Origin of the sequence: Flavobacterium sp. LS1P28, from assembly GCF_003970335.1 — a bacterium.
Taxonomy (GTDB): Bacteria; Bacteroidota; Bacteroidia; order Flavobacteriales; family Flavobacteriaceae; genus Flavobacterium.
Genome location: NZ_RYDI01000004.1, coordinates 111,089 through 123,570, shown reverse-complemented (window position 1 = coordinate 123,570; position 12,482 = coordinate 111,089). Strand labels below are relative to the sequence as shown.

The 12,482-nt window shown below is 33.6% G+C and carries 14 protein-coding genes; 6 read left to right on the top strand and 8 right to left on the bottom strand.

Annotated elements, in window-relative coordinates; all coding sequences use genetic code 11:
- Positions 1 to 40: 40 nt before the first annotated feature.
- The 7 genes from EKL97_RS15555 to EKL97_RS05340 form a co-directional block, all read right to left on the bottom strand.
- The gene (locus tag EKL97_RS15555) at positions 41 to 196 is read right to left on the bottom strand and encodes a hypothetical protein (RefSeq protein ID WP_158614916.1); all 156 of its coding nucleotides are present in this window, start codon (positions 194 to 196) and stop codon (positions 41 to 43) included.
- Between the two features lie 143 nt (positions 197 to 339).
- Positions 340 to 1,398 (bottom strand): nucleoid-associated protein, encoded by a 1,059-nt coding sequence (locus tag EKL97_RS05365; RefSeq protein WP_126568376.1) that lies wholly within the window; start codon positions 1,396 to 1,398, stop codon positions 340 to 342.
- Between the two features lie 212 nt (positions 1,399 to 1,610).
- The gene (locus EKL97_RS05360; protein ID WP_126554398.1) at positions 1,611 to 2,150 is read right to left on the bottom strand and encodes an IS1096 element passenger TnpR family protein; all 540 of its coding nucleotides are present in this window, start codon (positions 2,148 to 2,150) and stop codon (positions 1,611 to 1,613) included.
- Positions 2,151 to 2,331: 181 nt separating this feature from the next.
- The gene (locus EKL97_RS05355; protein ID WP_126460409.1) at positions 2,332 to 2,937 is read right to left on the bottom strand and encodes an HPP family protein; all 606 of its coding nucleotides are present in this window, start codon (positions 2,935 to 2,937) and stop codon (positions 2,332 to 2,334) included.
- Between the two features lie 6 nt (positions 2,938 to 2,943).
- Entirely contained in the window at positions 2,944 to 4,224 is a 1,281-nt protein-coding gene (locus EKL97_RS05350) for a chloride channel protein (protein ID WP_126568374.1), read from the bottom strand.
- 158 nt (positions 4,225 to 4,382) lie between these two features.
- Positions 4,383 to 4,772: a VOC family protein gene (locus EKL97_RS05345; protein ID WP_126568372.1), complete on the bottom strand. Its 390-nt coding sequence runs from the start codon at positions 4,770 to 4,772 to the stop codon at positions 4,383 to 4,385.
- Between the two features lies 1 nt (position 4,773).
- Complete coding sequence (locus EKL97_RS05340) at positions 4,774 to 5,334, bottom strand: sugar O-acetyltransferase (protein WP_126568428.1); 561 nt, start codon at positions 5,332 to 5,334, stop codon at positions 4,774 to 4,776.
- Positions 5,335 to 5,615: 281 nt separating this feature from the next.
- On the opposite strand from EKL97_RS05340, the gene EKL97_RS05335 reads away from it, so the two are divergent.
- From EKL97_RS05335 to EKL97_RS05310, 6 genes are all read left to right on the top strand, one after another.
- Positions 5,616 to 7,820 carry a TonB-dependent receptor gene (locus EKL97_RS05335; protein WP_126568371.1) on the top strand — a complete coding sequence of 735 codons (2,205 nt, stop codon included), beginning with the start codon at positions 5,616 to 5,618 and terminating at the stop codon, positions 7,818 to 7,820.
- A gap of 220 nt (positions 7,821 to 8,040) precedes the next feature.
- On the top strand, positions 8,041 to 8,661 hold the full coding sequence (locus tag EKL97_RS05330) for a hypothetical protein (protein ID WP_126568369.1): 621 nt from the start codon (positions 8,041 to 8,043) through the stop codon (positions 8,659 to 8,661).
- Positions 8,662 to 8,735: 74 nt separating this feature from the next.
- Positions 8,736 to 10,070 (top strand): histidine kinase, encoded by a 1,335-nt coding sequence (locus EKL97_RS05325; protein WP_126568367.1) that lies wholly within the window; start codon positions 8,736 to 8,738, stop codon positions 10,068 to 10,070.
- A gap of 34 nt (positions 10,071 to 10,104) precedes the next feature.
- Positions 10,105 to 10,389: a 2TM domain-containing protein gene (locus tag EKL97_RS05320; RefSeq protein ID WP_126561903.1), complete on the top strand. Its 285-nt coding sequence runs from the start codon at positions 10,105 to 10,107 to the stop codon at positions 10,387 to 10,389.
- A gap of 4 nt (positions 10,390 to 10,393) precedes the next feature.
- Positions 10,394 to 10,708, top strand: a complete 315-nt coding sequence (locus tag EKL97_RS05315) for a 2TM domain-containing protein (RefSeq protein ID WP_126554411.1) — start codon at positions 10,394 to 10,396, stop codon at positions 10,706 to 10,708.
- 85 nt (positions 10,709 to 10,793) lie between these two features.
- On the top strand, positions 10,794 to 11,549 hold the full coding sequence (locus EKL97_RS05310; RefSeq protein WP_126554413.1) for a LytR/AlgR family response regulator transcription factor: 756 nt from the start codon (positions 10,794 to 10,796) through the stop codon (positions 11,547 to 11,549).
- Between the two features lie 93 nt (positions 11,550 to 11,642).
- Here the strand turns inward: EKL97_RS05310 and EKL97_RS05305 are convergent, their stop codons facing one another.
- A complete protein-coding gene (locus tag EKL97_RS05305) occupies positions 11,643 to 12,416 on the bottom strand; it encodes a CDP-alcohol phosphatidyltransferase family protein (protein ID WP_126460434.1) in 774 nt (257 codons plus the stop codon).
- Between the last annotated feature and the right edge of the window lie 66 nt (positions 12,417 to 12,482).

The following is a 12,482-nucleotide window of genomic DNA, read 5'->3' as shown; positions in this document are numbered from 1 at the left end:
TGAATCACGGTATTGCTGTGTTTTAAAAAAATTACCTAGTTTAAACTGGAAAACGCTCGATTTTTAGGAGTAATGCTTTGGCATAATTTACGTGACAATCTACATTGGCACCCGCAATTTCTTCTAAGGCTTCGATAAGCTTATGAAATGAAATCAAGGTTTTAAACGGACTTTCTTTGAAAAATGGATGCGCCATTTTTGGTAGTTTTTAAGAACCGTAAATTTACAAGGTTGGTTTTTGTATTTATTTCTAAAAAAAATCTCCAATTACACTTTCGTAATTGGAGATTGATATCATTATTGGTACTTTAAACGGCAATAGAACACTGTAAACTTAAACTAGCTCTTCTCTTCTTTGTTGAAATAAACGAGATAGTAATACATTTGTTTTTCCTCGTCCCATCCTTTTTCAACATATTTTTCAGCACTTTCAGGATTGATAAAATCCATTTTAATTTGGATATGTGTGTCTAAATTAATGATGTTTTTGATTGATTTTCTAGCATCAGAAACTGCTGCATTTGCAATAGGAAAAGAAGTAACATCTTCAATACTGTATTTTTCTCCTTTGTCCATTTTGTAGTTCTTGAATTCAGGAATAAGGTCTGGATTGTCTAAAACTTCGTTCAGGAAATTAGTTTCTTCAAACTGATCATTTTTGGCAAAATAGTTCACGGAACGGTTCATGAACATTACTTCTTCTTTCTTGTCCTCGGCTGGGAAAACAACATCCTTAGCAAAGTTCTGACAAAATTTTAAATACTTTTTAGTGATAAAGTTTTCATCCTCAAAAGCATCTACTGATAAGAAATGCTCTAGCCAGTATCTGGCATCGTAGCGGTTGCTGTCAACAGTCAGGATTTTGTATCCTTCCTCTTTTTTATAATTAAAAATGATGCAGCCTTTATCTAACTTGTTTAAACTCACACCTTGTTGCAAAATCATCTCTAAATGGGTTGCTTTTTCTTCAAACTGCAAGAAATCTGCTTGTATTTCACTTTTGAAAATCCCTATCGCATCCACGACATTATTATCAATACTTACGTTAGATAAATATGTAACGTACACTTCGCCATTCTTGATATGCGGATGATTGGATTGCTCAAATAAGTGGGTTGTGATTTTTTTAGAAATCTCATGAACGCTGCTTGGATTGTCAAAAACTTCTGTTGCAAACTTGAACATATCATTGTAATCCAAATCAATTTCATGGGCAAACTGAAAATAGTTTTCTTCTTTTTCTCTAAAGGGTTTAAAGAAAAATTCTTTCATCAAGGGAACAATTTCATCATTTAAATTAAAAGGCTGCTCTGATAAAAAAATGGCTTCGTTTCTGCTTTTATTACCCACTCTATGAATGGATAAGTTCTCGATGTGTGTGTTATTTAAGTTGATCATGTTTTTTATAAGATTTCCTCCCCTCAGTCCCTTCCTAAGGAGGGGTAGATGAGACGTAATTTTGTATTTGTTGATTTTTTTTATAATTGTCTGGAATCATACCTAACAAAGAAAGCCACGTAAAAAAATGTTCATTGGGTATCAATACGGACATTCATTTTATTTTTATATGGTTAGTCTCCCCTCACCTTTGGAGCAGGTTGGGGAGAGGGCTAATTCCAATTCTCCTCAAATCCATAGTCTTCAAAACTATCATCGCCTTCAAACATGTCCAGATCATCTTCGTCCAAGCCATCTTCAAATTCATCATTATAGTTATCGGCATTGTCAGATTCAAAGTTTTTCTCCATCGCTTCATCCGGCATTTCCCCATGAGAAAAAATAGTTTCCGGATATAAATTACCCAGCACTTGGTCTTCTACAGCAGCAAGTTCTACAAGGAATGTCCACATATTGATAAAGTCATAGACATAAAGAATTTTGGTATTTTGTTTGTCTAAAATATCAGATAATTGATAGTCACTCATGATTTTTTGCTCACCGGGAACATCACCGGTATCAAAAAGTGAAATTTCCTCTTCTTGGTTCCAAGTCTCATCACAAGTATAAAAAGAAGCTACTTCCATCCCGTCAAAACCAAAAGAATTGAAAATAGCATTGTGTAAATCTTCTAAAGTATCGTCTTCAAGTATTGCAATGTCTCTAAAAACATCTTCTTCCGCGTCTAGAATCACTCTAAATTTATAAACCATAATCTTTATTTATATTAAAAGTCCAAAGGTAAAATATAATTTTAGATTTAGATTTCAGATTTCAGATTTGTTAATAAGATTTTTGCGTATGCACGAGAAAGGAATACATCAATGTCAAAGTCTTTTTGAAGAAAAGAAGGAAAGTGTATTTTGTTTTCAAATCACTTATTTGAATAAAAAGTTACAGTTTTTTTATTTTAAATACACGGGCTACTCTTTTTCGGTACTGGTGGTATTTTTTATGATTTGGGTATTGTCTTTTTGATGTCATGTTATTTACAATCAATGCAATAACAAGGAGTATGAGTGAGCCAGTTAGCACAGGATACAGCACATACCAGTATCCCAGTTCTTTAATTTTTGGGGAGCCAATTATGGCTATCAATGCTGTGGCACCTCCCGGCGGGTGAAGCGTCTTTGTCATTTGCATCAAAACTATAGACAAGGAAACTGCAAGCGGTGCGGATAACCATAGAATATCAGGGACAAATTTAGCAATTGTTACACCTATAATAGCTGAAACCAGGTGGCCGCCAATAAGGTTTCTAGGCTGTGCTAATGGACTTTGAATCACACCATATACCAATACACTCGATGCGCCAAAGGATCCAATTAAATATATAACATCAGATTCTGGTAAAGCTTTTGATTGCAAATAGGCTATTATTCCAATGCCAATAAAAGAACCCAAAAAAGCCCAGGAATGTTCTTTGAAATCAACCAAAGTCTCCTTGTAGAGGATGTATTTGGTTTTGCGATAACTCCTTTTTATTTTTTGAACGTGCATAGGAGATTATTTTATTAAACTTGGCGAATAGGAATAAACGGTAAAAGGGTAAATCATTTTTGCCGTATATTTTGATATTAAGCAAACCAACAAAATAGGAATAAACAAAGTGTAATCATTCGTTAGCCCACAAACTAAGAAAATAGAAGTAAAAGGGGCATGAATACTGGCGCTTAAAACGGCAGCCATCCCCATGATAATAAAGTTTATCGGAATTACATGAGCATTAAAATAAGTGTTTGTAATTAAAGCAAGAAGCAATCCTAAAAAAGCACCCATGAAAAGACTGGGTGCAAAAACGCCTCCATCTCCTCCTGAAGCAAGTGTGGCTGATGTTACAATGGGTTTCAGGATGATGATGCCAATGATTGTTAGTGCCAGAGGGAAAGTCAATGACATTTCATTCGAACTAACAAAAATAGTTTTAATAGCATGATAGCCTTCGCCATAAAGCTGTGGAAACAGGAATAAAGAGGAACTTAAAATCAGCGATCCTATTATAATTTTGAAATATGGAATTTTTATTCTCGTAAATTGGGCTTTGAAAAACAATACACTGCGCGTTAGATACACAGAATTCAATCCTGACAAAATGCCTAAAAGAATAAAATAGGGAATGGCTTTAAGATGCCAAGTTGTAATATTTACTGCAAACAGTGGTTTTTCGTCCAATAAAAATACCAGCCCAAAAGCAATGGCTACCGCAATCAAGTTACTAAGTAAGAATGCTCGAGTGACTTTTCTAGAAATAACCTCTATCGCAAAAAGAATTCCAGCGATCGGGCTGCTGAATATAGCTGTAATTCCAGCGGCAATTCCGGCACATATCAATTCAGTTTTGTATTGTCTAAACACATTTTGCTTTCTTTGAGCAACGGAGCCAATGGTTGCCGAAGCCACAACAGTTGAGACTTCTATCCCGGTGGAACCGCCAAAAACGACGGTCAATAATCCGTTAATGAAATGAGAAGGGATTTTATAACTGGGTAAATTTTTAGATTTAGAATTGGTGCTTTCAAAGATTTCTTTTATGCCTTTGTTTTCCTTTTTCTTAAATAAATATTCCCTAAGAAAATAAATAATCGACAATCCAAATACGGGGAAAATAACTAAGAATAGTGGATTGATAGTCGCTTGATGAAAAAATATTTCCTCATAATATTCTGTAGCATTTTTTAAAATAACACCTAAAAAAGCAGAAAGAAAACCAATCAAAACAGAGACAATAACTAATTTTCGGAATTTAATGAAGCGATAATTTTTTTTTATTCTTGCAGTAGTGTTCATTTAAAAGGGGGATGGAATCTTTATTAGTGTAATAAAAAGAATTTAACTCAATGTTGCAAAGATAAAGAAACAAAGCCAGATTAGAATTAAAAAAAGAAAGGCATGGTTTTCTTTTGCGATTCTGGTATTATTTTATTCTTTTAAATTTAGGAAGTATCTTATTTTTCATAAAATTCTAAAGGTAATTCATCCGGATCGGCAATAAAGAAGAACTTTTTTTTGGTAAATTCATCGATGCGTATTTCTTCGGAAGGGATGTTTTGATTCACAAAATACTCGCGTGTTTTCTGAATATCATCTACTTCAAAAGCTAAATGACGCATTCCTGCCGCTTCAGGAGCGGAAGAACGTTTTGGCGGATTTGGAAAAGAAAATAATTCTATTACATATTCTCCGTTAAGTGCCAAATCAAGTTTATACGATCGTCTTTCCTCACGGTAAATTTCCTGAATAATGGTAAGTCCTAAAACAGTTGTATAGAACGTTTTAGATTTTTGATAATTGGCACAAATAATGGCAATATGATGAATTTTGTTAAGTTGGATCATATTATTGTTGATTTAATTTCCGGATCACTTTTGCCGGATTTCCTACCGCCAAAGAATTGTCAGGAATGTCTTTAGTAACCACTGAACCTGCACCAATAACACAGCCATTTCCAATAGTGATTCCAGGACAAATAACGGAATTTCCTCCAATCCAGCAATCATCACCAATGGTTATTGGTAAGGCATTTTCCAGCGTTTTTCTCAGTTCAGCATCCAGCGGATGTGTGGCGGTGTACAATTGAACTCCTGGTGCAAAAAACACATTGGAACCAATAGTGACCTTGGCACAGTCTAAAACAACACAGTTTACATTAAAATACACATTTTTCCCACAACTGATATTGTAGCCGTAATCGCAAAAGAATGGAGGTTCAATGTAAAGATTTGCTCCTGCATTAGGAATTAGTTCTTTTAGAATTTCCCGTGCTTTTTTAGTTATTCTGTATTCCACAACATTTAATCGGTGGAGCAAATTTTTAGATTTTCGCCTGTCTTTTACTAAAACAGGATCGCCTGCTAAATAATATTCTCCGGCAATCATTTTCTCTTTTTCGGTTTTTATTTCCATACTTAGTTTTTTTGTTTTTGGGCATGCCCTGCGCAAAAGCTCCGGTCGGGCTATTCGTTACAATCTTTTTTGTCTCGCTTTGACATCGAGCCAAGAAAGGATTTTCACTACTATCCCTCATGCTGATCCTGCTTTTGAAGCGCAATAGTACGTTGTAAATATAATCTAAAATTAAAATTATTACAACTCATCCTCGTATTTCAACAGTTCAGTATTGTATTGTTTTTCGACCTTCTTTTCTAAAATATATTTGATTCATAAAAAAATTAAATACGATGAAACTAACATGTATTAAACAGCCAAATCATTCCAAGAAAAGTCTTAATTCGATTTTTTTATTTGCCTTTTTATTATTCAGCTTGACTATTTTTTCACAAAATACAGTTTCCGGGAAAGTGGTAGATGAAAAAGGAAAACCGGTTTCTGGAGCTAATATTTTTATCGAAGGAACGTATGATGGTACTTCCAGCAGCGAAAAAGGCGATTTTAGTTTTACGACTACAACAACTGGAAATCAGAGTTTGGTGGTGAGTTTCCTGATTTATGAAACTTTAAAAACCATAATTGATGTCGCTAATTTTAAAAATAAAATCATCAAATTACGAGAAAGCGTTACGTCTCTAGATGCAGTTGTGATTACGGCTGGAACTTTAGAAGCGGGCGATAAAGCTAGAGTTTCGGTTTTGAAACCATTAGACATCGTAACTACAGCGGGTTCTGCGGGAAATATTATTGCGGCTTTGCAAACGTTGCCAGGAACACAAACGGTAGGTGAGGATGGGCGATTGTTTGTTCGTGGCGGCGAGGCTAATGAAACACAAACTTTCGTTGATGGGATTCGGGTGGCGCAACCTTATGGCGCAACCACGAATAATCTGCCTACACGAGGAAGGTTTTCTCCTTTTCTGTTCAGCGGAATTTCATTTTCTACAGGCGGCTATTCAGCGGAATATGGCGAAGCGTTATCCAGTGTTTTACTTTTGAATACACAAGATGACCCAGACCAAAATAAAACTGAAATAGCATTGATGACTGTGGGTTTAGGAATTGGAAACACCCAAAAACGGAAAAAAAGTTCGTTGAGCGTAAATGCGAATTACATCAATTTAGCGCCGTATCAGGCTTTGATTCCACAAAATGTGGATTGGAACAGTCCTTTTCAATCGTTGTCTGGAGAAACGGTGTACCGTTATAATTTTAATAATGGGATTTTTAAAGTATACGCTGCTTTTGACTCTTCAAAATTTGATATTAATCAGGAAAATATCAATTCGCCGGAGAAAATCAGAGTTGATTTAAATAACAATAATTTCTATTTAAATTCGTCTTACAAAGGCGTTTTTGGGAACAATTGGCAAATTACTACTGGATTGAGTTATGGCTACAGCAACAACAAAATAAATTTAGATTCAGATAAAGTGGCGAATGATGAAAATGCGGCTCATTTGAAATTAAAATTGAAAAAAAGTTTTTCTGAAAGAGTAAAAATTTCCTTTGGAGCAGATTATTTTATTACCCAGTTCAATGAAGATTTCAACGAAAATTCAGGGTCGGTTTTTACCAATGGCTACAATGCAAACATTGTGGCTGTTTATACGGAAGCTGATATTTTCTTCTCTAAAAAATGGGCTGCAAAAGTAGGCTTAAGAGCTTCGAATAACGATTTGCTAAATGAAAATGCTATTTCCCCCCGGATTTCATTTGCCTATAAAATGGCAAAGAACAGTCAGTTTTCATTTGCTTATGGCGATTTTACTCAAACTCCAAGTGCTGAATACATTAAATATTCCAACAACAATCAGTTTGAAAGCGAAAAAGCCTCGCATTACATTTTGAATTTTCAATACCATAAAAACGGGAAAACATTTCGTGCCGAAACCTATTATAAAGACTACAGTAATTTAGTAAAATTCGACACCCAAATGGCCGCATATAATTCGGTTTACAATAATACCGGTTCTGGTTATGCTAAAGGTTTGGATTTGTTTTGGAGAGATGGAAAATCAATCAAAAATTTAGAATATTGGGTTTCTTATTCCTACATTGATACCGAAAGAGATTATAAAAATTTCAGTTCTCAAGTTACACCAAGTTTTGTTGCGGATCACAGTTTATCAATCGTTACTAAATACTGGATAAACGATTGGAAATCGCAAATAGGTTTCACGAATTCATACAGTTCCGGACGACCCTACAACAATCCAAATGAAACGAAATTTATGAATGGAAAAACCAAATCGTACAACAGTTTGAGCTTCAATTGGGCGTATTTGCTCTCACAACAAAAGATTTTATACTTCTCGGTCTCTAATGTTTTAGGAAGTCAAAATGTTTTTGGCTACGAATATGCGAACAATCCGGATAATGCGGGCTTTTATAACAGAAAAGCAATTATTCCTACGGCCGATCGTTTTTTCTTCGTAGGATTCTTTTGGACGATTAGCAACGATAAAAAAGACAATCAGTTGAAAAATCTTTAAAACGAGTCATAATGTCAAAGGTATAAAATCCTAATAAACGTAAATTCATTCCACTTTATGACTTTCGGCTTTAAGACCTTTGACTGAATCACAATTCATCCATCAAAATTGACAGTTCAGTATTTATAAATTTTAATCCAATGAAAACCGAGATACTTTTGAAGTATAAATAACACAATGTTTCAATCATCAAAAAAACAACCATTAAAAACAAGAAATCATGACCAAAATTATCACCACAATCGTATTTTTTATCTGTAGTTTATTATCGGCTCAAGGGCAATTTGAACAAGGTATGGGAAAAGCATTCCAATTATGGGGCGAAGGAAAAAACACGGAAGCTTCTGATTTGTTCGAAAGAATTTCCGGTGCTGAAAAAACAAGCTGGTTGCCAAATTATTATGTTGCATTGGTGAATACCACAACTGCTTTTAGAACAAAAGATAAAGATCAAATGAATTTATTACTTTCGAAAGCGCAAAAATCATTAGATTTAGAAATGGATAAAAATCCAAATAATGCCGAATTATTGGTTATGCAAGCAATGATTCATACGGCTTGGATTGCTTTTGACCCAATGACAAACGGACAAAAATTATCCGGAACGGTTATGGAATTGTACGGAAAAGCACAAGCAATTGCTCCGGAAAACCCAAGAGTTGTTTTTGGTAAAGCCGAATTTGAAATTGATAGCGCTCAATTTTGGGGAACAGACACCAAACCAATGTGTGCGCAAATTGAAAAAGCTATCGGACTTTTTGCTACTTTTAAACCTGAAACACCTTTTTCTCCAAAATGGGGATTGGACAGAGCATTAGCAGCACAGAAAAATTGTAAATAATTCAGTTGATTGTTTCGAATTAGTCATTTTAATGAAAAAAATAGAGAATAAAAACTATTGAAAAAAAGAGAATAATGTATATAAAACCACAATTACTAAAAGCTTTATTTATTGGGGTTATAATTTTTTTAGTGTCGTTTCTTATTGAATTTATTACTGTTGGGAGTGAGGTGTTTAGTCCTAGATTGTACGTTTACTTTTTATATTGTATGCTTTACAGTGTTACTTTGTATCTTGTAAATGCTGCGTTGTTCGTATTTTTGGACAAAGTTTTTAAAGATAATATTTACGCTCCAAAACGGATACTAATTGGATTTGTCAGTTCTTTTTTTCTCACCTTATTTGTGATTTTTTTGTTGCGAATTTTTATAAAAGTAATTATAGAAAGAAACTCATTTTCAGAATTTTTGTCCAATGAAACTCCTCAGGCTTATATAGAATCATCAATTATTACTTTTATTGTACTGTTAGGCGTTCACGCTTTGCATTTTTATAAAGCTTACAATGAAAATAAAGTCAAAGAACAGAAAATCATCGCAGGAACCGCAAATGCTAAGTTTGAAAGTTTAAAAAATCAAATAGATCCCCATTTTCTTTTCAATAGTTTGAATGTTTTAAGTGCTCTTATTGAAGAAAATCCAGAAAATGCGCAACGATTTACGACTTCATTATCTAAAATTTACCGGTATGTTTTAGAACAAAAAGACAAGGAATTGGTTCCAGTGGAAGAAGAACTGGCTTTTGCCAAAACCTATATGAATTTATTAAAAATGCGTTTTGAGAACAGCTTGTTTTATGAAGTACCAACAACAGCTATAAATCCAGAAGCCAAAGTGGTGCCACTTTCTTTACAGCTTTTGCTCGAAAATACGGTAAAGCACAATGTGGTTAGCGAACAAAGACCGTTATATATCAGGATTTATGTGGAGGGTGATTATCTGGCTGTTCAAAACGATTATCAAAAGAAAGAAGTGTTGCAAGATCGGCAAGGTGTTGGCTTACAAAATATTGTCAACAGATATAGAATTATTACTACTAGAAAAGTCCTGATTGCTCAAAACGAACAAACCTTTACGGTCAAAATCCCCATTTTAACTAAACAAATTACAGGTATGGAAACACAATATAGTAACGATGAAACTGGAGCATATTTGAGAGCATCAGAACACGTAAAAAAACTAAAAGGATTCTACGGAAATTTAATTTCATATTGTTTAGTAATCTCGTTTTTGATTTTTATTAATTTAAGTTATAGTGCAAATTTTCAATGGTTTTGGTTTCCGTTATTGGGTTGGGGAATGGGACTTACTTTTCATGGTTTTGAAGTTTTTGGGTACGGAAAATCATGGGAAGAGCGAAAGATTAATGAGATTTTGAAAAAAGACAATCAGAATAATAAATGGAATTGAGATTCCCTAAATTTTAAAAAAAATACAAACTAATATGGACAACTCAGAAAAATATTTTCAAGCAAAAAAGCAGGTAGGAAAAATAAAAGATTTTTACAGACATTTAACGGTTTATAGTATTGTGATTATTTCTTTGGCAATCATTAATTTGACTACATCCCCTCAATACTTATGGTTTTTTTGGCCGTTATTTTGGTGGGGAATTGGATTGTTTTTTCATGGCATGAAAGTCTTTAATTATATGCCGTTTTTGGGAACTAATTGGGAAGAAAAAAAGATTAATGAGTTGATGGATAAAGATAAAAATCAAAACCGCTAATATCATGAAAACAGATGCAATTACAGAGTTACAGTATAATGAAGCGCTCGCACGTGTAAAAAAAATAAAAGGATTTTACATACATTTGATTGTTTATCTAGTAGTGAATTTAATGATTGTGTTTGTCAATATTCAAGATTTAGATGTTGGTGAAAGCTATTTTAAAATGGAGAATTTCTTTACGGCTTTCTTCTGGGGAATTGGATTAACAACTCACGCTTTTTCTACTTTTTTGCCCAATTGGATTTTTGGAAAAAACTGGGAAGAGAAAAAAATTAAGGAATTGATGGAAAAAGAGAAAAGCGAAAAATGGCAATAAGGATAAATGTTCAGTGTTCAGTTTTTTTAGTATTCAGTAAAACCTCTAACTTCTATTCTCTATTTTCTAACCTCTAACTTAAAAAATGACAACAATAATTATCGAAGACGAAAAACCAGCGGCGAGGTTGCTCCAACGAAAACTGGAAAAACTAAATATTAAAGTTGGAGTGCTATTGCATTCCGTGGAAGAAGCTATTGCTTGGTTTTCTAATAATGAACATCCGGATTTGATCTTTCTGGACATTCAATTGTCAGATGGATTATCGTTTGAAATATTCGAAAAAGTATCTATTAAAAGTGCAGTAATTTTCACCACGGCTTATGATAAATATGCTTTACGGGCTTTCAAATTGAACAGTGTTGATTATCTTTTGAAGCCTATTGACGAAGATGATTTAGAGGTTTCCGTTACAAAATTTAAGGCGCGTTTACCTAAACTGGAAACAGTACAATTGGATTTTGAACAAATCAAAAAAATGTTGTCTAATCCATTTGAAAAAAATTACAAAAAAAGATTTTCTGTAAAAATAGGCCAACATTTAAAGGTGATTTCTGCCGATGAAATTGAGTGTTTTTTTAGTGAAAATAAAGGAACCTATTTGCATACTTTTGACAATAGGAATTATTTAATAGAAACAACTTTAGAACTTTTGGAACAGGAATTAGATCCAAAGGATTTTTATCGGGTAAGCCGAAAATTCATAGTTCCTCTTAAAGCAATTAAAGAAATTGTAGTCTACAGCAACTCCCGTTTGAAAGTTATTTTACCTTCTTACAAAGACGAAGAAGTAATTGTGAGTAGAGAAAAGGTTTCTGATTTCAAGAGTTGGATAGGCTGATAATGGTATTAAATAGATAAAGTATATAATGGGTATTAAATAACTCTTTTTTAGTGAATTAGGTATTTAGTATAGAATATGTCTATAGTGCTTTTATACCTTTAAAAATGTTTTTCGGATTCCAATTAGAACAAAAATGAGTGCCGTGTAAAGTATAAAAAACGGAATGATATATTCAATTAAATTCATAGGTAACATTACCGCAATTATCAATAGTTGGAAGCCCAAACCGTAGATAGAAAGTATCGTCATAAACCAATTAGGAAACGTTTTTACTTTGTAAGCTTCTTTATCAAGTGTGTGAATGATCTTGTCGAATGTGCCATAAACGAGGGTGTAAACACGGAACAGAATATCGACAGATTTTTGGGTTTCGCCGGGTAAAGCTCTGGGTGATTTGTACTCGAAAATTTTACTGGTAGTGTCTCCGCCAACGGATTTATTTCTTAAAATCACATAGTAGTAATTGTATAAAGTGCCCTGCAATTGGATGCCGATAAAAGCCAAAATAGTAACCCAAAATGATGTTTTTGAAACATAACAAATAGTCATTAAAAGCAGAAAATTTAAGATGATATCAAATACACTGTCCAAGTATCTTCCAGTATAAGAAGGCGTGTTTTTTAAGCGTGCCAGTTCACCATCTGCTGCATCAATCATTGATTTCAAAATGATAAAAAAACTTGCGAAATAGTAACTTCCTTGCAGAATACAGTAAATAGCAATCAAGCCCGAAACACCAAAAAGTAAGGTGACATGAATAGGAGTAAACCGAGTATTTTTTAATTGATTGGCAAGAAATTTTCCAAATGGTCTTCCATAATCTGATAAATCTAAAAATTTATCTTGAGCGGCAAGTTTAGACATTTATGTTGGTAAACAAAGAAATGCGACAATATAGTCAGGTATTATTTTGAATTGAACACGGTTTAA